Below are 24,894 nucleotides of genomic sequence, written 5' to 3'. Positions count from 1 at the left end.
CCCGTCACTCCCTGGCCACCACTTCGGTGCCGTCCTTGACGGTATCGGGTGGGTGCATGAGGACTTGATCTCCGGCCTTGAGCCCATCGATCACCTGAGTCCATTTACCATCGGAACGTCCTACGGTGACAGCGACGCTGTGTGCTTTGCCTGCGTTGAACAAAAAGCATTTCCAAGCTGAACCCTCACGAAACAGGGAGCCGCTGGGGGCTTGCAAGACCTGGTCCTCATGCCAGATGGCCACGCGGACTTCGACACGATAACGATCTCCGAGAGCCGCGGCCATGTCGGCCTCGGTATTGTCCAGATCACACAACACAATGACCCGCTGTTCCTCGACTCCTAATGCAGAGACCTTGGTAAAAGCGGCGGGTTCTACACGCCGCACGTGGGCTTTCAAAGGCTTATCGCCACCCCATTGCTCCACACTCACCTCAGCTCCGGGCCGGATGAGCACGGCATCGCGGGAAAGGATTTCTGCTTCAATCTCGAGATCCCGCACGTCCCCGATCTCCAAGATGGCTGTGCCTGCGGCGACGACGAGGGCACTCTCCTGTTCCACTCGGAGGACGCGACCTGAGACGGGTGACTTAACCTCCAGAGGAGTGCCTTGGGCTTCTGGATGGGCGAATTGAATCAACGCCGCCTTGGCTTGGGTGACCTCATAGCCAGCGACCTTTAGGGCAAATTCCTGTGCACGGACTTCTTTCGCCCGAACTTCGGCTTCACGCTCGATGTTGTCGCGATCATTCGCTGAGATGCTTCCTGCGGTAGCGTTCGAGCGGACACGGTCCCAGTTGGTTTGAGCGAACCGGGCGGAAGTCTTGGTCATTTCGAGCGCTTGCTGCGCTTGGGATAAGGCTGCTTCAGCCGCCGCCACTCGTGCTTCGGCTTGAGCTTTGGTGCGGGCATCCAGGAGTGGAGAGAGGCCTGGCTCGATGACCGTGAGCACCGTTTTATTCGCCTCGACTTCATCGCCTGCTTTCAACGATACCCGCTTCATCTGGCCACTCACGGGAGCTGCGACCACATACCGGTTACGGATGCGGGTTTTACCCTCCTCCATGACGTGCACGGTGAGGGGAGCCGTGCGCACCTGGGCTAACTCGACTTCGATCGGTCGTGGCTTCAGGCCATAGAGAACCAAGAGCAAGACACCGGTTGCAATTGACCAAAGAATGATTTTACGCAGGAGCCCACGTTTTGAAGAGGCCTTTTTCGCTTCCCAAGGGGGAGTGGGGGACTTGCCTGTTTGCTCCTCGTTCGCCATTTGTTTCATCTTAACCAGACTCGTGAATAGAGCAGGTGAAATTTTGCGTTTGATGGGTCTGAATTCCTGGTGGCTCTCTGCTTGCCAGAAATATCGGCCCTCCTACCATGATCACTCCTATGAAAGTCTCGTTGCTCTATACATTACTCACGCTGGCCTGCGGTTCTCTGTGCGCTGGTGATGCCGTTTCCCTATTTGATGGTCAGACCTTGAATGGCTGGACGGGAGCTGACGGTGCTGCCCCTGGAGCAGGGTGGGTGATCGAGGGCGGTGTCCTGCATTTGAATGGCACGCCAGGGGGCAATTTGCTGTCTGAAAAAGAATACACCGACTTCGATCTCGAGTGGGAGTGGAAGGTGGAAGACGGCGGTAACAACGGCATCAAATACTGGGTGGCCAAGATCGGTAGCAAGGAGTGGCTGGGCATTGAGTATCAGATGATTGATGATGAGAAGCACCCGGACGGTAAGCGTGGCGGCAGCCACACCACAGCTTCCATCTATGACATCAAAGAGCCGGCCGCTGATAAGCCTCTGAATCCCCCTGGCCAATGGAACAGCAGCCGCGTTGTTGTGCAGGCGGGCAAGATCCAGCATTGGCTGAATGGTCAACTGGTGTGTGAAGCGGATACTACGTCAGACGACTGGAAGGCGCGTATTGCCGCGAGTAAATTTAAAAGTAAGGTGGGTTTCGCTCCTGGCAAAGGCCGCCTGATGCTCACGGATCATCATGACAAAGTCTGGATCCGCAGCATCAAGATCAAAGAGCTGTAATAGTCCGATCAGTCACTCGCTTCAGGCAGCTTGGCCTCGTTCATGGGGCCAGGCTTTTTTGACCGCGAAGTTCTCTGCCGCAGGCACTTGCCAGACGAGATATTTCGAGAGCAGACGCATCAAGCTGCGGCTGTAAAGGGAGCGTGTGTAGCCGCCGGAAGCCATGCTGGCGATGTGGAAGGTGGAATGCCTCTCCATAATGCTGGCTAGATTAAAGGGGGAGGGCTTCATCGCGAGATTCTTGCCCGCAAGATGGATGCGGAAGATGCGCCCATCGTAAAAATAATTCACCAACTCGGTCCAAGCATGGTGCCACTGCACGATGCGGCGGCTGTAGGCGGCTAGGGCTTTCTGGAGAGCCTGGGGATGGTTCAGGATGTCCGCACCTTTTGCAAAGACACAGGCATCCAATTGGCGGGCTCCTTCCAAGGACATGAAGAGCCCCGGCGATAACATGGGGTCCACGAAACCAAAGGCATCCCCCAGCAGAACCCACCCTGGTCCATAACCTTGTGTGGAGAGCAATTGGTAGTTCGTGTAGGTCATGACGGGCGTGAGGCGTTTAGCGCGACGGCCTTTGGCCGCCAGCATAGGCTCCTCACGCAGTGCCGTTTCCAAGCGTTCTTCCGCAGTCGTGCCTAATGTTTTGGCATGGTCTTTATCCACGACAATGCCGACTGAAAGACGACCGGGCAGGGGGATACGCCAACTCCATCCCGCTTTGAGCACAGAAATGATCACTTGGCCGGGCTCCACCTCATCATGGTCGAAGTCTTCGTAGTGAGCAAAATAGGCAATATCATCCCTGCCGCCACGGATGGCTGGAATCTGCATCGCCCGGGCAAAACAACGAGCGCGTCCACTGGCATCGATCAGCAGCGGCTGAGCATCGAGTGGTAAACCCGCCTGCTTCAGACTGGTCTCAGAGAGCCGGACCGTCGGATGTCCCATCTGTTCTGAGGCGATCACCTCAGCCCGTGCATGAATGAATTTGGCACCGAGTTCTTCAGCTCTCAGGCGAAGCAGGTTGTCCAATTCTGGCCGTGGACTGTTAAAAGAATAGGGGGGGAGGTGACCTTCGACATTCTTGAAACTAAAGTGAATTCTAGGGCCATCACCCGTCACAAAAAACGAAGCTCCTGGCTTTCTGACGGAGATCTCCGCGACACGGTCTTCGATGCCGAGTTGGCGAAAAACGGGGACAACACCAGGGATGAGTGACTCCCCGACCAAGAGGTCGGGGCGCTTGTCATCATCAAACACCACACAGGAAAGGCCACGCTGAGCCAGGAATGCGGCTAGCGTGCAGCCCGCTGGACCCGCGCCTACAATCACGATTTGGGGCAGACGATTTGTCATTGAGGGAGAGACATGATTCCGAATACGCGCACCAGCAAGCTGAAGGATGATGCGGACCTCACTCGTTTTATGTGGGTGAGGTTAATGGGTTAAGTGAAAATCGTATGAACGCTAAAGGGTGTCAATCAAGCCGAGGGGTGTTTTTTGCTCACCTTCGGCGTTTTAAATCTTTTTATGTGGCAAATTGCACGTTTATGAAAACAGTAAACACTATATGTGTTCACAAAGTCTTCGACCTCGCTCTTCTGTAACTATTTCATGCAAGTTTATGAGTGATCGATTAATGTTTAACAGTATTGAAAATGAATGTTTTATCACATGCACATGAGCGGTTTCAAAGTAAGTTAATAAATGGTAGTTTTTGATTAACGACTTATTTTAGGTTACCATCTTTGATTTTTGCCCTTGTGAATAATCTTCTTGACCCATTCATCCGTTCTGGACAAACAGGTTACCGTCATTCGAAGGGGACGTCCCCAGTTCATTTTTATTTCATTCTCCTTCATTAAAAGATGTCCGCAGATTCCTCAACATTAGTGTCCGGCACCTCCGGACTTGTAGGAGAGAACCTCAGCATCATTGTGTGCAGGAACAGTCAGGGTGCAGAGGTGCGTGGCACCGTGCATCGACTGAGTCGACACTTGGCTGTTTTTGAAGTTTATAATCCCTACAGTATTCTCCAGCTTTCCGAGGTGCTTACGGATTTCCGAGTTACTGTGAATGACCGGATGCTTTATTCGGGGCGCGCTGTTATTACCAATCTAGTGAATACGGGGATCATGCTGATCCTTGAAGTGTCTCTTGATGATGAGGCCTGGATTGACGTTGATGTATTTAATCCAGTTCAGCAGCAGGAGCGATTGGTTGCGGAGTTTACTGAGTTTTTACAGCAGACCGAACGCACCTATAAAGTTTGGCCAGATTTCAAGGTGGTGGTGGCGGATATGCAGACGCTTCTTACCGATCTGCGCCGCTGGATGGAGCAGGTCGAGTTAGGTGTCCGCTCTATGCCTGCGGGGGACCGTCACCAAGCGGAAATTGAGATCATTCAAAAACTGGAAGCTCCTGTTGTTCCGATCGTTTTGCCGTTAATGCGCCGTTTCGAGGATATTGCCAATCAGATTCCTCAAGACATTCAGCCTGTGCATCGCAGTTACATCAAGCGTCAGTTGCATCCGCTTGTTCTGTGCGCGCCCTTCGTCTATCGCACCTATGCCAAACCGCTCGGCTATGCGGGAGATTACGAAATGGTGAGCATGATGCTCCGGGATCCCTATGAAGGGAGTTCTGTTTTCGCTAAACTCCTGAACAAGCTCTATCTGGAGATTCCGCCGGTGATCGCTCACCGCAATCGTATCATTTACTTGGTGGAACAGTTGACGGCGGAAACACAACGCGCCACGCAATTGCGCGGCAGAGCGCGAATCTATAACCTGGGATGTGGCCCTGCTCAGGAGATTCAGAGATTCCTGAAATCGGATGTCGCGGATACGGCTTGCTTTGACCTCTTGGATTTCAACGATGAAACCCTGGAAAGCACCAGTGGCGTTCTCGGTGAGATCAAGATCGAGAATCGTCGATCAACGGAGATTCAGTTCGAAAAGCGATCCGTGCATCAGATTTTGAAAGAGGCGGGTCGTCCAAATCCGGCGACTCAGGGGCAATACGACGTGGTGTATTGTGCCGGTTTGTTCGATTACCTTTCGGATCGTATCTGCCGCCGCCTGCTGGAGATTTTTTACGACATGTTGGCTCCTGGGGGGCTTTTGATTGCCACCAATGTTCATACCAGCAACCCCTGGCGGAACTGGATGGAGTATTTGGCGGAATGGCATCTCGTCTATCGCGATGAAGAGCAATTTTTGAAACTAGCTCCCTCTCGAGCTCCTGCTGGCGCTTCGTCAGTAAAGGCAGAAGAAACAGGCGTGAATATCTTTTTGGAGGTGAGAAAACCGGGCTCTTGATATGACCGCCGTCTCCAGTCCAGCCTCCAGTGCTGAAACGCTGTCCGCTCCTGAATTGATGCGGCAGTTTCAGGACTATGAGCGCGGCATCCGGGTGAAGAACTATCGGATGTGCGGTGTGCTGGCCTGTATCTTCATGCTGGGTGGCAGCACCCTTGATTGGGTGGTGTATCAAGAGGAAGGCGTGAAGCAGTTCTTTCCGTTTCGCGTCGTTACGGTCGTCATTTTGATCATCATCCGGATGGTCCTAGGCACGGAGTTCGGTCGTCACTGGCACCGTGTCTTCGGGCTGGCCATGGCCGCCCCGTTGATGGGGTCCATTGCTTGGATGATCTATGTGCGGGAGGGCTTTGCCTCTCCTTACTATGCGGGGTTGAACCTCGTCATGCTTGGGGCGGCCATCCTGATGCGCTGGCCTTTGGCTGAAAGCATTGCCGTGGTCTTGATGACGATCTTGATGTATCTGGCGGCGTGTTTCGCGCACGGTCCGATCGAGAAGCCGAGCATCTTTTATAACAACTTGTATTTCCTCTTTGTGACTGGTGTGTTCACCGCTGCGGGCACCTGGTTTTACAACAACATTCGTCTCACCGAGTTTGAACTCCGCCAGCGGCTGGATAGCAGTCGGGAAAAACTCCAGGATGCCAATGATCGTCTGGCCGATTCCTACGGTCAACTTGAGCAATCCAAGACACAGCTTGAAGATTCCAACGCGAAATTGGAGGAGAATAACAAGAAGCTTCGGGAGTTGGATGAAGCGAAGAGCCGTTTCTTCGCCAATGTCAGCCATGAATTGCGCACTCCGCTGACGCTGCTGCTGGCACCGATCGAGACGCTGAAGACACGCGGGCCGCACATGGTCGAGCAGGAGCGGGATGATCTCTTGGCGACGATGCATAATAATGCGATGCGGTTGCTGAAGCTCATCAATGATCTCTTGGACCTCGTCCGATTGGAGTCGGGCACCATTCAGATTCGCAAAGCTCCCGTCGCTTTGGAGGAGTTTGTGCGTGGGTTAGGGAATGCTGCTGGTGGTGTGGCCAAAGATAAGCGGATTCATCTGAGCGTGGATTGTGATTCAGGGCTCGGCCGAATCATGGCGGATTCAGAGAAGCTTGAGCGCATCTGTCTGAATCTCTTGTTCAATGCCTTGAAATTTACCCCATCGGGCGGTTCGGTAAATCTGACGGCTCGGAAAGATGGTGAGTGGCTGCGTTTGGATGTCCGCGATTCCGGTGTGGGCATCGCTCCAGAAGATCTCCCCAATATCTTCAGTCGTTTTTGGCAAGCTGATACCTCCTCTCAGCGCAAGTATCAGGGTATGGGGATCGGCCTATCGCTGGTCAAAGAGATTGCGGAAGCTCATGGCGGTAGTGTCTCCGTGGAAAGTGAGCGAGGCAAAGGGACGACCATGTCGGTCCTGCTGCCCTTCCAAGAAGCCGAAGACGAGGCTGAAGCTCCGCCAGAGACGGATGGTCATGACATGGCTCCTGCCGAGCAAAAAGAATGGATCAGTGATCTGTATCGCCGGGCCGAGTTGTTCCCGGCGATGACTTCTCTCCAGGCTACTCTCCGGCCTGTCGAAGTCTCGATCGGTAAACGCAGCAAGAAACCGAAGCTCCTCATCGCTGATGATGAGCCTGATATGCTACGTTTTCTGCGCACCCAGCTCTCTGAGAGTTTCGAAATTATCGAAGCTGTCGATGGCTATCAGGCTGTCGAGAAAGCGGCTCAATTCCTGCCAGATATCATCCTGTCTGACATGATGATGCCTGAGAAAGACGGCCTTCAGGTGTGTCGGGAACTCCGCGAGCGCACTTCGACGAAAAACATCCCCGTGGTGTTACTCACCGCACGGGCTGATGAGAAGACGAAAATCGACTGTCTTACTGCGGGTGCCAGCGACTTCCTCGGCAAACCTTTCTCGCTGACAGAGCTTTCCGTCCGTCTGAAAAACCTCACGGATTCGCACCTTTATCAACGCGAGTTGGCAGTTCAGAAGCAGCGCTTGGAAGCTGCTCTGGAGCAAGTGAAGGAGACGGAAGCCCTACTCGTCCGAAATGAGAAACTGGCGTCTCTGGGACGCCTGAGCGCTGGCCTGATCCACGAGATTAACAATCCGCTTAACTACGCGAAACAAGCACTCTTCGTTCTCCGGGACACGACAGGGAAGCTGGCAGAGTCAGATCGCCCAGACTTCGTCGAAACGCTGGGCGATATCGAAAACGGGGTGGACCGTGTGGCACGCATCATTAGTGATTTGCGCGGATTCTCGCGTAACTCCAGCCAAGTGGCGGCTTCATTCAATCTCGCTCAAGCTGTCGAGACAACCTTGCGCTTTTTCTCACACGCCTTTAAAGAAGGTGTGGATGTGAATACGGACCTTCCTGCCTATGTGGAGGCTCATGGAGACCAGAACCAATTCATCCAAGTACTCATCAATTTGATTCAAAATGCTCTGGATGCGATGGCGGAAAAACAATACCCAGAGGGGCAACAGCGCGCCCTCAAGATCTGGGCCGTTGAGAAGGGAGATTATATCTCTCTGCACATCCGCGATAATGGCCCTGGCATCCCCGAAGGCATCCGCAATAACATCTTTGATCCGTTTTTCACCACCAAGGATGTGGGGGCAGGCATGGGCCTGGGACTCTCCATCTGTCACCAGATTATCGCTGAGCATGGTGGCCGGATTTTGCTTGAAAGCAATCCTGGTGAGTTCTGTGAATTTGTTTTGGAAATTCCTGTTACCCCTCCCATACTCGAAGCCTAAGCCCTAAACGCCTAATCGTCCCCTCATGCAAAACCTCTACGACTATAAACGCTACGCGATCCTTTACGTGGATGATGAAGAAATGGCGCTCAAATACTTTGAGAAGACTTTCGGCGGAGAGTTTCGCATCATCACTGCGACCAATGCCAACGACGGATTAAAGCTGATTGAATCCCGTGGGGATGAAATCGGTGTGTTGCTCACTGACCAGCGCATGCCGGGTCAGAAAGGCGTTCAGCTCTTGGAGCGGGCACGCCAGATCCGCCCTAAGATCGTCCGAATGATGATCACGGCCTTTGCTGACTTCGGGGTCACGGTGGATGCGGTCAACCTGGGAAACGTCTTCCGCTATGTCTCCAAGCCTCTTCAGGTCGAAGACATGCGCAATACCCTGCGCCGAGCGATGGAGTTCTTCTTGCTCCAGCGTGAGCGGGATGACCTCCTGCGTGAAAAGCTGAGCGTGCTGCAGAATATGGTGATTACAGATCGTGTGATCAGTCTCGGCGTGCTTGCCAGTGGCCTATGCCAGCACCTGCGCAATCCGTTGGAAGCGGTTCAGACCTTTCTCAATCTCACCCCGAGCAAGCTGCGTGAGGAAGCGGTGGACATGGATCGTCTTCAGAATCCTTCGTTCTGGCAAGATTTCCACTCGCAGGTTCTGCGTCAAGCCGGCCGGATTTCCGAACTCATCGGTCAATTGGATGGTGCGAGTTTAACGGACTCCGCCAAGGCCGAATCTCAAGTCAATCCGAAGGAAGCCCTGCTGTCCGTCGTGTCATCCCTGATGCCTGCCTTGGAAGCCAAAGGCATGAGGCTAGATTTGGATGTTGGAGATGATTTGCCTGAAATCTCTTCCGATGGCCGTCGCTTCGAGCGCATGTTTCAGCTTCTCCTCCAAGATGAAGTCGATGTTCTCCCTGCAGGTTCTCGCATTGCAGTGTCTGCTCGCGCCCAGCGCTTCGCTGATAAGCCGGTGTCCATTCAGTTCGTGGTTCAAGACAACGGTCCAGGCTTGCCTCAAAGTTCACTCCGCTCCGTGTTCGATCCGTTTGCTATGCATGCGGAAACCGGGCCTGACTTTGGTCTGAATCTCATGGCGGTTTACTTCCTCGTCTTCCACCATGGTGGGCACATTCAGGCAGAAAATACAGCCGATCAGGGCGCTCGGTTCACCATCGATCTGCCACTGCTGGCGGAGAGCCCTGCTCCCACTGCGACGAGCAGCCGTGACTTCGTCACCAAGGTGCTGATGAACGATCTGCTCTGGGAGCGCCTCTTGGCTGGGGATTGATCCGATGGATAACAAAACGCCGCTCGGCTAAGAGTGGCGTGTTTTCAAACAAGCCCCGGGGTTAATTAAAAGCCTCCGGGTTTTGTTTTTTAGAGTGGAGTCTTCAAGCTCGGGGCCTCAAGGGCAGACTATTTTTTGCGTTCTTTCGGTTGTTTACCTCGCACACTCATGCGGAAGGGCACACCAGGGGCGGGCCATTCTTTGCGGATCACACTCTCGAGGAAGCGCAGATAGCCTTCGGTCATCTTGGCGGCTCGGTTAGCAAACATAACGAAGTGAGGCACGGGGATGGCGACATCCTCGGTTTCGTTAACCTGAGTGACATAGAGCAGCTTGAAGGTTTGTGGACTGCGTCCCAGGGGCCCAGGGGTATTCTCGATCGTTTCATGCATCAGGCGATTCAGCACGCCTGTGCCGATGCGACCTTGAGCTCCTTTACGCACGTTTTCGATCTGGACGAAGAGCTTACCGATATTCTCGCTGTTCTTGGCGGAGGTAGCAATCAACGGGGCGTAACTGAGGAAGAAGAACTCGCGGCGCATGACCTCGGTTAGCTCTTCGATACGATCTTTCTGCTTCGCGTGAGGGTGAAAGAGATCGAACTTGTTCATCACCAGGATGCACGGCTTGTTCTCTTCCACAATCATCTGAGCCACCTTGCGGTCCTGCATTTTGGCTCCGCCGGCGCAGTCGATCACCAACAGGCAGAGGTCTGCTCGTTTGATGGCTTGATAGCTCCGCTGAATGCTAAAGATCTCCACTTGGTCATCCACCTTGGCTTGCTTGCGAATCCCTGCGGTATCAATCAGCTGATAGTTCTTGCCGTTGAAGGTGCAGAAGACATCCAGGCTGTCGCGGGTGGTCCCTGGAACATCACTTACGATGGCACGCTCCTGACCCAGAATCGCATTCACCAGGGAAGACTTGCCCGCATTGGGACGGCCCACGATGGCGAGCTTTAAAGGGCGGGCGTTGCGTCTTTTTTCCTGCTCATCTTCAGGCTCCTCCTCTGCGATGTCGAGGGTTTCGACAATGGTTGTTACGAGATCATTGATACCGTGCCCATGGACCGCGCTGACTTCTGCGGGGTCACCAAAGCCCATGCGCGTAAATTCAGCCGTTCCCATCCGGCGCTTTTCTGAATCGGCTTTGTTGGCCACCAGCAGCACGGGTTTTTTGGTTCGGCGCAGAATTAGGGCCAGGGATTCGTCGATGGTGGTGATACCTGCGGTGACATCCACGACAAACAGCAGTAGGTCTGCCACATCCAGGGCGATGGCGGCTTCCACCTGCACCTGCTCGGTCAACACATCTTCCGTATTGGCACCAATACCTCCGGTGTCCATGATGTTAAACACCTGGGGACCGCGTCGGCATTCAGCGGTGATACGATCCCGAGTCACTCCGGCCAAATCATGGACAATGGAAATGTTCATCCCGGCCAGGCGGTTGAACAGGGCGGATTTGCCCACGTTCGGGCGGCCTACGATGGCGACGGTTTTACGCATGAGGGAAAATGGAGGGCTGAATCTGACGAAAAATGAAGAGGAAGAGATGGCGGCGGAGGGGCGGTGGGTCAAGGGGAGGAAAACCCCTGCGATGCCACAGGATCATCGACTAAACATGCTTACCGCTATGCTTCTGTACCTGACGGACGCCCGCTGCTAAATTTAAGAAGCCGGAGACGGCGGTGAAGGCACCTGCGACGGCTGTCGGCCAAGCCAGGGCTGGGAAATCGAGCATCAACCAGAGGATAGCAGCAAATTGAGCAAAGGTCGCCACTTTGCCCGTCCAGTGCGGCTGGATGACGCATTTCCCCGTGAGGTAGTCGATGAGAAAGGCACCTCCGATGCTGGCGAGGTCACGGGAGATCACAAGCACGGGAAACCACAGGGGGAAATGCTGGCGCCAGCCTGTGAAGCTCAGGGTGATGATGGCGGAGAGCAGCAAGAGTTTATCTGCCAAAGGATCCAAAATAGCGCCTAAACGACTCTTTTGATTGAAGTGGCGAGCGACATAGCCATCCACCGCATCGCTTAGCGCCGCCGTTGCAAACACCGCAATGGTCCACCAACGTAGCATTTCGTTGGCCTGGCCCAAAGCGACGCTATCCCCATAATAGATCGCCAACCCAACGAAGACGGGGATGAGGAGGATGCGAAAGAGCGTGATCTGGGTGGCAAAGGTCACAGAGCGGACCTGTTCTTTAACCCGCTAAGGGCATGATTGCAATGAGACGTTGTCTTTTCCCACAGGAGCGGGGATTCGGAAGTCTTTTTCGACGTGGATGTCTCCCAGACTCTCTGAGCGCGTCTGCACCGGGAAATGAGCATCTGTGTCCGATTTCGTATAAAAGTTGTCCTAGGGAGTGGCTAGAGGGCGAGCGTTATCATGCACGAACTTAAAAGCTGTTAGCCCAACCATGAAGCGTCTCTGCATTTCTCTTTTGTTGATTCCCTTATTCATCTTGGCGGACCGACCCTCGGAAGGGCCGATCCGTGTGCTTTATGTTGATCATGAGGGGGCGGAGCAGACTCAGGTGGGACCGTTGCACGACCTGATGAAGAATCTCGGCCGCGATGCGATTTGGTTCGATTATGCTCAAGACGACTCACGAGCCCATGAGTATGACGTCGTGATTCAATCGTCGGAAGCGGGGTCTTTTGACGAGGTTCGGGAGCGTGTTTTGAAGGCCCTTTCCCCTCAGCGTCGCGATTCCTACATGGCGTTCATCGAGAAGCGAGAACCTGAAATCCGTGAGAGCCATCCGATGGTGGCCAACTACGAGAAACGTCCGCAACCGGTGACCTTTCAACATCCCTTCAGCGTCAAAGGCAGCATGGAGCGCACACAAGTACCAGCTGATGTTGAACTGAAGCTGTTTGCGGCTGAGCCTGACATCCGTAAACCCATTGCCATGGCATGGGATGCGCGTGGACGCTGCTGGGTGTGTGAAACCAGCGATTACCCTCACGGCTTAGAGGAGGATGGACGTGGGCATGATTCCATCAAGATCTGCGAAGACACGGATGGAGATGGGCGTGCAGATAAATTCACCGTGTTCGCCGACCATCTCAATATTCCCACGGCGCTCGTCTTTGCCAACGGTGGGGTGATCGTCAGTCAACCTCCCCGATTCATGTTCCTGAAAGATACAGACGGCGATGATAAGGCGGACATCCGCCAGGATATCATCACGGGTTATGGCATCCGGGATACTCATGCTCAAGCGAGCAATCTTCATTACGGCTTGGATAACTGGATTTACGGCTGCGTCGGTTACAGTGGGTTTGACGGTGAGGTTGGTGGGAAAAAGCTCAGCTTTACCATGGGCACGTATCGTTTCCGCGCCGATGGCAGTGCTTTGGAGTTCTTGCATCAGTTCACCAACAATGCCTGGGGGCATAGTGCCAACGCAGCAGGAGATCAGTTTGGCGGCACGGCCAATGGGGCCCCACTCTTCTATGGAGGTATCCCGGCCACGATCGCCCCGGCAGGGATCCGGGTCATGACGGCCAAGAAAATCAATCAGGTCGATACCGTCCACTCGATCACGCCAAACTTTCGGCAGGTGGATGTCTTCAATGGCTACACGGCTGCTGCTGGATGTGCATTCATTGAGAGCAAGGCACTCCCTGATCGCTTGCAAGGCATGGCCATGGTGTGCGAGCCGACGATGAAGGTCATCTCTCTGATGAATGTTCAAGCGGATGGCGCAGGTTACATCGCCAAGGATGCATTTAATCTGGTGGCGAGTTCGGATGAATGGATGTCGCCAGTTTTTGCCGAAGTGGGACCCGACGGAGCGATCTGGTTTGCCGACTTTCAGAACTTCATCATTCAGCATAATCCCACCCCGAGTATCGAACGAGGCGGCTTTAAGGGGGAGACGGGTGTAGGGGGAGCACACAAGAACGATTTGCGCGATCATACTCGCGGCCGAATTTATCGAGTCGTGGCTAAAGGGAAATCCGCTGTCGTTAAGGCACCCGCCTTGGATGGAGACACTCAGTGGTCCCGGCTGACTGCTCAACGGGAGTTCGTGGAAGCTGGAGAAGTCGATGATGCGGATCTTGTTAGGCGGATCAAGGCGGGTGGTATCGGGGCAGTGCATGCTTTATGGGCGCTGCACGGCCTTGGACGCTTGGATGAGGCGACCCATCGCTCCGCATTACTGTCTCCTGACGGCGTGCTGCGTCGAAATGCGATACGGGCACTGGGGCGTGACGCAGGGGCGTCTTCGATGCTCTTCGGTTCAGGTGTCGTCCAAGATCCTAATTTGCAGACTCGTCTCGCCGCTTGGGTTAAGGTAGCCGAATTTGAAACCTCCGACGAAATCAAAACCCTGGTCGGTCAGTTGATCGCAGATCCTGCGACAGCTCAGGATGAATGGTTGTTAGAGGCAAGCCGTGTCTTGTCGAAAAAGCATCACGTGCAACTCTATCAAGAAGGGCCCAACCTCTTGGTAAACGCTGGATTTGAAAAAGTGGGCGCTGATGGCCTTCCAGAAGGGTGGCGTCGTCGTGACTATGGAGAAAAGCCAGGAAATGCCAAGGCCGAGTGGGCAAGTCTGACAGGTGAGGGTAACGCTCATGATGGGGAACGAGCGGTCCGCTGCATTACCCGCGATGAGGCGGACACCAGCCTGTATCAGGATGTCGCATTAAAGCCTGGTAGAACCTATCGCCTGCGTGGTTGGGTGAAGACGCATGCGTTGAAAGGCAAGGTCAGTTTTAATGATCACATCGGTCGCCACGAGACCGAAAAGGACACCGCAAAAGACAGTGATTGGAATGAGGTGGAAGTGATCTTTACCAATCCGGATAAGACGCGTGCGAGTATCAATTTGCTACACGTCGCCAAAGGGGATGGCTACTTTGATGATGTCAGCTTGTGTGAATTGATTGTTCCCGCAGGGACCCAAGACAAACCTCTCATCGGGGATCGTGAGCGTGGTGAACAAATTTTTTGGAAGCATCCTGTGGCCGCTTGTGTCACCTGCCATTCACTGAGGGGTAAAGGTAGCACTGTGGGTCCTGCCTTGGACGGAATAGCAGGCCGTAAAGACGATGCCTATTTGATCGAGTCCTTGGTCAATCCAAACGCCAAGCTGGCGGAGGGTTATACCGCCACGCCGATCAGCCCGATGCCGCCCATGCAATTGATCTTGAAGCCGCAAGAGTATGAGGACGTCAAAGCTTTCATTCTGAGTCTCAAGTGAAACGGTCAAGAGAGTTTGGAGCGTTACAGCCTCTTGGATAATAGCACGCCGTCACTGAGATCAGCGTAAGGATAGGGTCAGTCTAATTGCTCCGGTAGTTCCGTGAAGATGGTTGTAGGATTTGTTAGGCGTCTCTTCCTTATTCACTACTGCGTCTATGCCTTGATGGATGCTGGGTGATGTTATTGATTGTTAGGTGTCCTTGCGGCTTGTTCTGTGGGTTGAGAAATGAAAAAAACCGCGCTCGATTGAGCGCGGTTTTTCAATGTTTACCTAACTGAATGTGAGTTCTGTGGCTTGCTAAACTTATTGTTTGGCTGAGGCGACCTCTACGGTTTCATCTTTCGTTGCCGCGAATTCAGGTCCCGGATCACGTGTGATTGGCCAATAGGCTTCCATGTTCAGGCTTTCTGGAGGGGTCAATGCAAGGCTATCCGCCCCAGCTTTGGACACTGCTTGATACGCGAGCGGCACCACAGTCACGCACATCCGATCTTCTTCCATCCGCTGGACATGCAACGCGGAGGCATAGTTGCGCTTTTGGAGATTGAATGTGTCTCCGGTGGTGAAGGGAGGCGAGTCTTTGGTTAGCCCTGGCAGGACCAATTCAAGATCCACATCTTCAAGGTCACTGGCACGAGCACGAACGATCCAGCCTTTGGTAAACACATCTGAATCGGTCAGTGCGCGGACATTGAGAACGCGGAAACTGCCCAGCAGGTAGAGGGGCTGTTCGTGTTGGTAATTTTTGAGATAGGAACGCTTCAGCATGTCATTACGCACGCTGAGCTGCTCATAGTTATAGGAATAAAACTCCGCCAACAGATCCCGCGGGCCGAAGGACTTCCCATTAGGAGCGGTGTAGATCGTATAAGGACGAAGTGGCGTAAGTTTTTTAAATTTTGCCAGAACCTTGTAATTGAAGGGTTTTTCAGGGTGTGAAAAAACCATGATGCTGAAAAACCAGCAGAAAGTTGCAGCCCCCATAAGGAGGGTAATCAAAATGGCCCACCAGAAGATGCCACCGCCCTCTTTTTTCTGGGAAAGGCTACCACCACCGTAAGAGCGGTATTCGCTGCCGTCGCTGAGAAAACGAACTTGCATATCAAAAATGAGAAAATTATTAAAAACTGTAAAAGTAGCTCTATGAAATTTTACTGGTTCAAACCAAAAAGAAAAGTTTTTTTTGTGAATAAACCGAAATTTTGTTCCTCACATCTATTCCTTTGGTTCAAAGGATGTTCCACAGCCGCAGCTGCGGGTTGCGTTCGGGTTGATGACTCGGAAGCCTGAATCATTCAGATCGTCCACGTAATCAATTGTGCTACCTTCAAGAAGGCGAAGGCTGTCACGATCCACAATGAGGGTGACACCCCCATCGGTAAAAAGATGATCGGAGGGTTGAGGCTGGGTAATGCTCATTGCATATTGCCATCCAGCACATCCGCCCTTTTCCACACCGATCCGGAGCCCGCTGCCAGCGACAGCCTGCTTGGCGGTCAGCATCTGGGAAAGCTCGCTAATGGCGTTCGAAGTGAGTTGAATCATATTAAAAACAAAGGTCAGGAGGGAAATTGGGAAAACCAGGTGTCGCAATCTGGTGTGATCGTGTCACATGATGGGTTACGTGCATTCGTCCTGCACTATTTGCAGTGTTATGTCAAAAATTCGTATTCTTTCGGATTCTTTAGCCAGCCAAGTGGCGGCAGGAGAGGTGGTGGAGCGCCCCGCCGCCGTCATCCGTGAACTGGTGGAAAACAGCCTGGATGCTGGCGCGAAGCATGTGACGGTCGAGGTGCAGCGTGGCGGCACGGCACTCATACGCATCACCGACGACGGATGCGGGATGGACCGGGAAGATGCCTTGCTTTGCATGGAGCGGCACGCGACGAGCAAGATCCGGACCAAAGAGGACCTGGCAGCGATTCGAACGTTTGGATTTCGCGGAGAAGCTTTGCCGAGCATCGCCAGTGTGAGCCGATTTCGTCTCGCGACACGGGAACGCGATGTCTTGAGTGGGACGGAAATCGAGGTGTTAGGAGGTAAGCTCAGTGGCGTGCGCGACCATGGCGGCGCAGCCGGGACGGTCATTGAAGTGCGTTCGCTTTTTTTCAATGTGCCTGCTCGACGGAAGTTTCTGCGGACGGAAGCCACTGAATATGCCCATATCGAGCAACAGTTTCGGCTGCACGCGATTGCCAATCCCGGCACGGCATTCACGTTGATTCGAGATGGAAGTGTGGCGTTCCATCTACCAGCGACGGAAGATCCCTTGGAGCGTATTCGTGGATTGGTGGGAGAAGATCTGGTATTGCGGTTGATCAAGCTGCCTGAGGTGGAGCATCTGGGCGTCAGTGTGGCGGGTTATGTCGGGGGGCCAGGGTTGAGCCGCTCCAGCCGCCAGCAGCAGATTACTTTTTTGAATGGTCGCCCGATCGAGAGCCCTGCGATCAACTACGGTTTGAAGGAGGGCTTTCACAATGCACTGATGAAGGGGCAGTATCCGGTGACTTTCATGTTCCTGGAGATGGATGCCCACGCTTTTGACATCAACGTGCATCCCGCAAAAAAGGAAGTGCGTTTTCACGATGGTTTTGCGGTTCGTGAAGCCGTGGCCAGAGCTGTCAAAAGGGCTTTGGAGACCGGGAGTAAGCTTCCTACGGGGCATGTGCCCGCCCAACGCCCAGCGGCTCCATCACCTGCGCCTGAACAGGTGGAATTAGCGATGCCATCCGCAGGGCCGGTCCTAGCGCCGCGTTTGAATAGCGAGTTCCCCGCGCAACAGGGGAGCTTACGCATGAAGGACAAGCCCGATTTTGCGCCAGCGTGGCGGGAGAAACCCGCCGAGCCGGTGACGCCTCAGGTCGTTTCCCCCAGCCTTCCTCCACGAGAGGTGGTGGCGCCGATTGAAGAAGCTCCGGATAGGCTGTCTGCTGAAAAAGGGGAGCCGATGGGCCATGATGCATCTTCTTCAGTCGATGGAGGCGAGTCGCCGGATTCGATGTCTCGCATGCCCTCCTTTCGCATCATCGGCGTGCTGCATAAACTGTATGTCCTCATGGAAAGCGCCGAGGGTCTTGTGGTAATGGATCAGCATGCAGCTCACGAACGCGTCAATTTCGAAAAGATGCGCAAAGCCATGGAAAAAGGCGGTGTGCCCTCTCAGAGGCTGCTGATGCCTCTGACGCTCCAGACCAGTCCCCGAGAAGCGGATTTACTGAAACGCCATCTGGATGCGCTGGCGAGGCTGGGAATCGAAGCAGAGCCTTTCGGGCCTAATACCTTTAAGATTGAGGCGCTGCCGACTTTTCTGAAAACCGACGACCCGTTGGCTTGGTTGGACCAGGTGATTGAGGAACTGCAGAGCTTGAGTTCGAAGACCTCAGCGCTGCGGTTGGGGGAGGATATGATCGCTACGACCGTATGTCGCCACTCCGTGAAAGCCAATGACCGACTTTCCATGCCAGAGTTGCAGGCATTGCTGAATGATCTCTTCGCATGCGAGATGCCGTATTGCTGCCCCCATGGACGCCCGACCTTGATTCAAATGTCTTTGGGAGAGCTGGAGAGAAAGTTCGGACGGCAGGCTCCTTGATAAGGTTTCAAAAAAAGCTCGCAACTCGTCTGGCCTAACCGGGTTTCACGTCATCGTAAAAATCGATGACGGCCATGAAGGTATTCTCCAGCCTCTTTTTCTCATTGATCTGGACTGCGGCGCTGAGTGCAGCGTCGGCAGAGATCATGAGCGGTGCCCATGCTGAAGTTTCAGCGGATCAGTTGCAGTTCTTTGAAAAGAACATCCGCCCGGTCTTGGTGGAGCATTGTTACAAGTGTCACTCGGCGGCGTCGGATAAGATTAAAGGGGGGCTGACGCTCGACACCAAGCAAGGATTGCAGCTCGGCGGTGAGTCTGGCCATGCCGGCGTGACTCCCGGTAGCGTCGGCGAAAGCTCCATTTACGAGGCCATGACCTGGCAGCGGGATGACATGCAAATGCCTCCGAAAAACAAGCTGCCCGAAGAGGTGATCAGCAACTTCAAAAAGTGGATTGAGATGGGGGCTCCCGATCCACGTGAGCAAACAGTGGCCAACGCTACGGGGGGGAGACGTGAGATCAATATGAAGGAAGGGCGGCAGCACTGGTCTTTTCAGAAACCGAAGCTGTCGGTTGTGCCTGAATTGAAGGACGCCAGTTGGGCTCGTTCCACCATTGATCAGTGGGTGCAGGCGGGCTATGAAAAAGCGGGGCTTAAACCTGCTCCGGACGCCGAAAGGCGCACCTTGATTCGCCGCATCGCCTTTGACCTGACCGGGCTGCCACCCAGCCCAGAAGAAGTCGAGGCGTATCTCAAAGACACTTCTCCACAAGCCACAGAGCAGGTCATTCAGCAGTATCTCGATTCACCTCGATTTGGTGAGCGCTGGGGGCGTTATTGGCTGGATGTGGCCCGCTATGGGGAGAGCAGTGGTAAGGAAGTGAACGTGCTTTATCCCCATGCCTGGCGTTATCGGGATTATGTCATTGATGCCTTCAATCGCGACAAACCCTACGACCAGTTTGTGAAAGAGCAGATTGCTGGTGATCTCATGCGTCATGAGAGTCAACGCGATCAGGCGGAAAAGATCGTGGCCACTGGTTTTTTGGCCATAGGGTCGAAAGGGCACAACAACCGAGACCGCCGCCAGTTTACGATGGATATGGTGGATGAGCAGATCGATGCGATTTCTCAATCCATGCTGGGGCTAACGCTGGCCTGTGCGCGCTGCCATGATCATAAGTTCGATCCCGTGACGCAGCGCGACTACTATGCGCTGGCGGGTATTTTCCTCAGCAGTGAGACGCTGTATGGCACGAATCGGCAACTCCAGAATAACAATCCGAGTTCGTTGATCGAGCTGGAACCTGGGGCTGGGCAAATCTCAGGATTGGCCTCCATCTCGGCCTCGGAGTATGCCGAGCTCAAACAGCGTTATGAGACGGCGAACGCCTCCGCTGAAGAGGCTGAGCGGGCTGTCTTGGCGCAACGCCGAGAGAGGAGGGAAAACAACAACGCGGCTGATTTGCTGCGCATTCGTGCAGCACGGGATCGGTCGGAGGCTCTCAAGGCCGATCTGGATCAGTTTTACGACGATGGCTCGGTTCGTTCGTTGGCGATGGGGGTCCTGGATCGTGATCTCCCGGTCAACAGCCCGTTGCTCGTGCGTGGGGATTTGAAGCAACCTGGGGATGTCGTTCCTCGTGGCTTGGTCGAGGTGCTATGTGCGGAGGATGAGCCTCGTAACATCAGTCAGGGCAGTGGCCGATTGGATTTGGCTTGGTTCATCGCGAGTTCGGACAATCCCTTAACCGCACGCGTCATGGTGAATCGCATCTGGTCGAAGCTCATGGGGGCAGGTATCGTGACGACTCCCGACAATTTTGGATTCATGGGGCAGAAGCCCAGCCACCCAGAGCTGTTGGATTATTTGGCGATCTCCTTCGTGAAAAAAGGCTGGTCGGTGAAGTCGATGATCCGCGAGATCATGCTCAGTCGCAGTTATCAAATGGCATCGACCTACGACGTGGCCAACTATGCGGTGGACCCAGACAACAAATGGCATTGGCGGATGAATCAGCGTCGGTTGGATGCAGAGGCGTTGCGGGATTCCATGCTTGCTGTCGCAGGCACGCTGAATCTTTATCCCGTGGACGGTTCCCCTGTCGCTCGTGCAGGCGAGGGGAGGGAAGGCTTAGTGACCTTGTTCCGTGACATCTCGACTCCGTCCTACAACTACCGCAGCATCTACCTGCCCATTTTGAGGGATCAGATCCCAGAGTTTCTCACCGTGTTCGATTTCCCAGATGCAAGTTTGGTCAATGGCGAGCGCGATACCACCAATGTGCCGAGCCAAAGTCTGTTCTTGATGAACAATCCGCAGGTGTTGAGTGCCGCCGATGCCTTTGCTGAAAGGTTGGGCAAATATCCCGGCACAGCCCTGGATCGTCTGCACTACGCTTATCAGCTCGCTTTTTCACGAGTTCCCTCGGCTGAGGAATGGACTGCGATCAAGAGTTTTTGGTCGCGCTTTGTGCCTGAGGCGACTGAGGGCAAAGGTTCCCAGCAAGCAAAGGATCGAGCTCAAAAAGTCGCCCTCTCAGCCTTTTGTCAAAGTCTCTTGGCCAGTGCTGAATTCCGTTACCTGAACTGAATCGATTTCCTGATTCCACCTCCTTGATGCCATGAATCCGTTTTTCAATCGCCGTCAGTTTTTGAAGACCACGTCCAATGGCTTCGGCTATCTGGCCTTTGCCGCACTGGCTCAGCAACAGGCCTTGCGCGCCAGTTCCGCTTTAGCGGCCAAGTCACCCCACTTTGCACCGCGGGCAAAGCATGTGATTTTCCTGTGCATGCAGGGGGCACCGTCTCATGTGGATTTGTTGGACTATAAACCCAAGCTGATGGCGGATGATGGTAAAAGTGCGCCCTCAATCGCCGGGCGTTATGGCCAGGCGAAACTGATGCGCTCGCCCTGGAAGTTTAGCCAGTATGGGAAAAGCGGCTTGTGGGTTTCTGAACTGCTGCCGCATTTGGCCAAGCAGGCGGATGACCTGTGCCTCATTCATTCCATGTCCACGGATCTCCCTGCGCATCCGCAGGCAGTGACCCAGATGCATACGGGGACAACCCAGTTTGTCAGACCTTCATTGGGGTCATGGGCTCTCTATGGGTTAGGCACGCAGAATGAAAACCTGCCCGGGTTTATCACCATCAATCCGCCGGGCAATGCCACGCGGAGCTATGGCAGTGCTTTTTTACCCGCTATTTATCAAGGCACAAAAATCGGCGGTGCCGGAGTTCCTGGCGGTGGTGCTTTGGCGCGCCGTTTTGGGCGGGGTGGGGATCAGGCCAGCATGGCGAACATCCAGAACAATCGCTTTAGCACGGAGGCGCAGCGCACCCAGTTGGACTTGGTCCAGGCGCTCAACCAGTCTCGCATGCAGCAGGATGGTGGGGTGAGTGCTGAAGTGGAGGGCGTCATCGAATCCTATGAGCTGGCTTTCCGTATGCAAGCGGAGGTGCCCAAGGTGCTCGATCTCAGTAAGGAAAGCTCAGCGACAAAAGCGCTCTATGGCATCGGCAATGAGACCACGGACACCTTTGGCAAGCAGTGCCTCATGGCGCGGAAGCTGGTGGAAGCTGGGGTGCGCTTCATTGAGATCACACATGGAAATTGGGACCATCATTTCAATCTGCGCACGGCTCTGGAGCGCAATTGCAGTGAGATTGATCAGCCGATCTCGGGTCTTCTTCAGGACCTCAAACAGCGTGGGCTACTCAAAGATACTCTGGTCATCTGGGGCGGAGAGTTTGGCCGCACGCCGTACAGTCAGGGCGAAGATGGTCGGGATCATAACAACAAAGGGTTTACCCTCTGGATGGCAGGCGGTGGGGTCAAAGGCGGCATGACCTATGGCCGCACGGATGACTACGGTTATGAAGCGGTGGAAAACAAGATGCACATTCACGACTGGCACGCCACGGTTCTGCATCTGTTGGGCCTGGATCACGAGAAGCTCACTTACCGCTACGCCGGACGCGACTTCCGGCTGACCGATGTTTATGGAACCGTTGCCAAGGAAATCATGGCCTGAAATCTTATCACGAAGAGTGTGATGGAGACTTTATTCCTGTCCATTCGCTCCTAGAATGTCCGCCAATGACGTTGGAAGACATCGGCTGGAATAAGACCTGGGAAGAACTGTTTGCCCCTTACTACAAGCAAGGCTGGCAACCTGCGCGGCTGACCCGTGACAACAAGATCGCTTACGGGGCTCTCGTGGGTGATGGCGAGGAGTATGAAGCCATCATGAGTGGCAAGGTCTATCATGATGCCGAGACGGATGCGGAGTTGCCTGCGGTGGGAGATTGGGTGGCTCTGGATGTCGGCGATGAAGGCGAGGAGCATGTCATCCGTGCGCGCCTGCCCCGGCACACCTGCTTTTCACGTAAAATGGCAGGCAAGAGCACGGAGGAGCAGGTCCTCGCCGCCAATGTGGATGTGGTGGTGGTGGTGACGGATGCGGGCACCGATTTCAGTCTCGGTCGCATGGAGCGCTACTTCACCCTCATCAAGCGCAGTGGGGCTAAAGCGGTGGTTCTCGTCAATAAATCCGATCTCTACGAGAAGGAGGATAATGAAGAGGCGGCGGCCGAGATTCAGGAGCTCAATCCCGACGCGGATGTCTTCATCACCTGCGCGAATAAGAAGCGCACGCTGTCGGTGCTCCGGCAGTATCTCAAAAAAGGGCAGACCGTGACACTGATTGGCTCCAGCGGCGTGGGGAAATCCTCCATCCTCAATCAGCTCTTGGGCGATGAGTATCAGTGGACGGATGACGTCAATGAACTCACGGGCAAGGGGCGACATACGACGACGGCGCGCGAATTGATCATCCTGCCCAAAGGCGGTGTTCTCATCGACAATCCCGGCATCAAAGAGGTGCAGATGTGGACGGATGAAAAGACCTTGCGGGAGGGCTTTTTGGACATTGAAGAACTGGCTTTGCAGTGCCGATTTTCAGACTGTAAACACGGTAAGGATGCTGGCTGTGCCATCCGGGCCGCCCTTGAGGCGGAGCAACTGGACCCGCGGCGCTATGAGAGCTATCTCCTGCTGGACGAAGAGATCGAGAAACTCCGCCAGAGCCGCCGCAAGCGCCAAATGACGGTGGAGCGTCGCTCCAAGCGGGAGCTGAAAAGCAAGGTGAGGCAGTATGAAAAGCGTCGGGACCCAGATCACGAGTTGGAGCCGAGGGAGCGGCGCCAGCGTTAGTCACTACCGAGTTGTCCACTTGTTTCGGCTTCGATGCCGCTCGGCCAAGGCCCCTGCGACGGTCAAAACCACCCCCACCTTTTTCGGTATTCGTCATCCTGGGAATGCTAGGCGAGTATGGCGGAGCCCTACTCGCGCTCCGGTCCATCGGCCTGCCGCGTCGTTGGCACTGAGGCGGCGGGTGGCCCGATGTGCCCACGATTCCGCCGGAAGTGCGCGCTTGGGGTCCCTGTGTCAGGTGCGTTTGGTGACCGCCTTCTGCTGAATTGTGGGTTTCGAGGCAAATAGAGAATCTTTTGCGGCAAAAAAACGTGGTTCTGTCGTTTTGAACATAGAGGTCCTGTCTTGACTCTCTACCTGCCACCATTGAGCTTTCCTGCCGCATGTCTGTTTCTGTATCACCGCCAGCCATTCCTGATTCAACTTCCATTGAAAAAGCATCCACGTGGGTTGCTCCGTTGCGGGCCGAGATTGCCCGCGTGCTCGTCGGGCAGACGGAGCTTGTGGATCGATTGCTGGTCGCCCTCCTGACCAATGGCCACGTGCTTTTGGAAGGTGTTCCTGGCTTAGCGAAGACACTCGCCGTGCGCACCTTGTCGGGGGCACTGCACGCACAGTTCAAGCGCATCCAGTTTACTCCGGATCTCCTGCCTGCGGATGTGTTGGGCACTATGGTTTATCACCCGAAGGACGGCAGCTTTTCACCTCGCCTGGGGCCGATTTTTGCCAATCTCGTGCTGGCTGACGAAATCAACCGTGCTCCTGCCAAGGTGCAGAGCGCCCTGCTGGAAGCCATGCAGGAGCGTCAGGTGACGATCGGTGACAACACCTACAAGCTTCCTGATCCCTTCATGGTGCTGGCCACTCAGAACCCGATCGATCAGGAGGGGACTTACACGCTCCCTGAGGCGCAGCTCGACCGCTTCCTTTTCAAAGTGCGGGTGGTGTATCCCAGCCCAGCAGAGGAGCGGAAGGTGTTGGATGCGATGGCTACGAGCTCTCCCAAGCTGGAAGTCAGTCAAGTGGCCAAGGCGGAAGACGTTGTCGCCAGCCGTGTTCTGGTGAACTCTCTGTATATGGATGAGAAAATCCGCGACTACATCGTGGCCATCATCCAGGCCACACGTGCGCCAGAGACATTCGCCCCTCACCTGAAACTGCTGATTCGCTGCGGAGCTTCACCTCGTGGCACCATCAATTTGGCTCTGGCTGCCAAAGCCTATGCGTTCTTGGCGGGTCGCAATTACGTCACGCCTCAGGACATCAAGGATCTGGCACCGGATATCTTGCGCCACCGCATTCTGCTTTCGTATGAGGCCGAGGCGGAGGGCGTCAGCAGTGAAGAGGTGATCAAACAACTGCTCGATAAGCTGCCTGTGCCGTGAGTCTGGCCGATGCTCTCGCTTCGGTTTTCAGGTCTCAAGCTCAC

Annotated in this window: 16 protein-coding genes; 10 read left to right on the top strand and 6 right to left on the bottom strand. The window is 54.5% G+C overall.

Annotated elements, in window-relative coordinates:
• Positions 1–4 precede the first annotated feature (4 nt).
• Positions 5–1,153, bottom strand: coding sequence for an efflux RND transporter periplasmic adaptor subunit (locus tag B5D61_RS13615; protein WP_176159420.1), 1,149 nt, complete (start codon positions 1,151–1,153; stop codon positions 5–7).
• A 236-nt stretch (positions 1,154–1,389) separates the two neighbouring features.
• On the opposite strand from B5D61_RS13615, the gene B5D61_RS13610 reads away from it, so the two are divergent.
• A complete protein-coding gene (locus B5D61_RS13610) occupies positions 1,390–2,043 on the top strand; it encodes a 3-keto-disaccharide hydrolase (protein ID WP_176159419.1) in 654 nt (217 codons plus the stop codon).
• A 21-nt stretch (positions 2,044–2,064) separates the two neighbouring features.
• Here the strand turns inward: B5D61_RS13610 and B5D61_RS13605 are convergent, their stop codons facing one another.
• Positions 2,065–3,402, bottom strand: a complete 1,338-nt coding sequence (locus tag B5D61_RS13605) for an NAD(P)/FAD-dependent oxidoreductase (RefSeq protein ID WP_078813918.1) — start codon at positions 3,400–3,402, stop codon at positions 2,065–2,067.
• Positions 3,403–3,914: 512 nt separating this feature from the next.
• Between B5D61_RS13605 and B5D61_RS13600 the strand changes: the two genes are divergently transcribed.
• The 3 genes from B5D61_RS13600 to B5D61_RS13590 are packed head-to-tail and all read left to right on the top strand — an operon-like array spanning position 3,915 to position 9,430.
• Positions 3,915–5,366 carry a class I SAM-dependent methyltransferase gene (locus B5D61_RS13600; protein ID WP_139373250.1) on the top strand — a complete coding sequence of 484 codons (1,452 nt, stop codon included), beginning with the start codon at positions 3,915–3,917 and terminating at the stop codon, positions 5,364–5,366.
• Position 5,367: 1 nt separating this feature from the next.
• Positions 5,368–8,139 (top strand): ATP-binding protein, encoded by a 2,772-nt coding sequence (locus B5D61_RS13595; RefSeq protein ID WP_078813916.1) that lies wholly within the window; start codon positions 5,368–5,370, stop codon positions 8,137–8,139.
• Positions 8,140–8,164: 25 nt separating this feature from the next.
• Entirely contained in the window at positions 8,165–9,430 is a 1,266-nt protein-coding gene (locus B5D61_RS13590) for a hybrid sensor histidine kinase/response regulator (RefSeq protein ID WP_078813915.1), read from the top strand.
• A gap of 128 nt (positions 9,431–9,558) precedes the next feature.
• On the opposite strand, the gene der is transcribed toward B5D61_RS13590, so the two are convergent.
• Both der and pgsA read right to left on the bottom strand, forming a co-directional pair.
• On the bottom strand, positions 9,559–10,938 hold the full coding sequence (der, locus tag B5D61_RS13585; RefSeq protein ID WP_078813914.1) for a ribosome biogenesis GTPase Der: 1,380 nt from the start codon (positions 10,936–10,938) through the stop codon (positions 9,559–9,561).
• Positions 10,939–11,047: 109 nt separating this feature from the next.
• The gene (gene pgsA, locus B5D61_RS13580) at positions 11,048–11,620 is read right to left on the bottom strand and encodes a CDP-diacylglycerol--glycerol-3-phosphate 3-phosphatidyltransferase (RefSeq protein WP_078813913.1); all 573 of its coding nucleotides are present in this window, start codon (positions 11,618–11,620) and stop codon (positions 11,048–11,050) included.
• A gap of 232 nt (positions 11,621–11,852) precedes the next feature.
• Between pgsA and B5D61_RS13575 the strand changes: the two genes are divergently transcribed.
• Positions 11,853–14,651, top strand: a complete 2,799-nt coding sequence (locus B5D61_RS13575) for a PVC-type heme-binding CxxCH protein (RefSeq protein WP_078813912.1) — start codon at positions 11,853–11,855, stop codon at positions 14,649–14,651.
• A gap of 306 nt (positions 14,652–14,957) precedes the next feature.
• Here B5D61_RS13575 and B5D61_RS13570 read toward each other — a convergent pair whose 3' ends face one another.
• Positions 14,958–15,755 (bottom strand): hypothetical protein, encoded by a 798-nt coding sequence (locus B5D61_RS13570; RefSeq protein ID WP_078813911.1) that lies wholly within the window; start codon positions 15,753–15,755, stop codon positions 14,958–14,960.
• A gap of 114 nt (positions 15,756–15,869) precedes the next feature.
• Positions 15,870–16,199, bottom strand: a complete 330-nt coding sequence (locus B5D61_RS13565) for a HesB/IscA family protein (protein WP_078813910.1) — start codon at positions 16,197–16,199, stop codon at positions 15,870–15,872.
• Positions 16,200–16,308: 109 nt separating this feature from the next.
• Between B5D61_RS13565 and mutL the strand changes: the two genes are divergently transcribed.
• The 5 genes from mutL to B5D61_RS13540 all read left to right on the top strand — a co-directional run bounded on the left by mutL (position 16,309) and on the right by B5D61_RS13540 (position 24,850).
• Positions 16,309–18,246, top strand: a complete 1,938-nt coding sequence (gene mutL / locus B5D61_RS13560) for a DNA mismatch repair endonuclease MutL (protein WP_078813909.1) — start codon at positions 16,309–16,311, stop codon at positions 18,244–18,246.
• Between the two features lie 146 nt (positions 18,247–18,392).
• A complete protein-coding gene (locus B5D61_RS13555; RefSeq protein WP_245846538.1) occupies positions 18,393–20,840 on the top strand; it encodes a PSD1 and planctomycete cytochrome C domain-containing protein in 2,448 nt (815 codons plus the stop codon).
• A 31-nt stretch (positions 20,841–20,871) separates the two neighbouring features.
• A complete protein-coding gene (locus B5D61_RS13550) occupies positions 20,872–22,284 on the top strand; it encodes a DUF1501 domain-containing protein (protein ID WP_078813908.1) in 1,413 nt (470 codons plus the stop codon).
• A gap of 65 nt (positions 22,285–22,349) precedes the next feature.
• Complete coding sequence (rsgA, locus tag B5D61_RS13545; RefSeq protein WP_078813907.1) at positions 22,350–23,465, top strand: ribosome small subunit-dependent GTPase A; 1,116 nt, start codon at positions 22,350–22,352, stop codon at positions 23,463–23,465.
• A 383-nt stretch (positions 23,466–23,848) separates the two neighbouring features.
• Positions 23,849–24,850 carry an AAA family ATPase gene (locus B5D61_RS13540; protein ID WP_078813906.1) on the top strand — a complete coding sequence of 334 codons (1,002 nt, stop codon included), beginning with the start codon at positions 23,849–23,851 and terminating at the stop codon, positions 24,848–24,850.
• Positions 24,851–24,894: the final 44 nt, after the last annotated feature.

The sequence above is a fragment of the Prosthecobacter debontii genome (assembly GCF_900167535.1).
Taxonomy (GTDB): domain Bacteria; phylum Verrucomicrobiota; class Verrucomicrobiia; order Verrucomicrobiales; family Verrucomicrobiaceae; genus Prosthecobacter; species Prosthecobacter debontii.
Note: the sequence above shows the minus strand (reverse complement) of the source record. Positions and strands in the feature narration are given on the sequence as shown.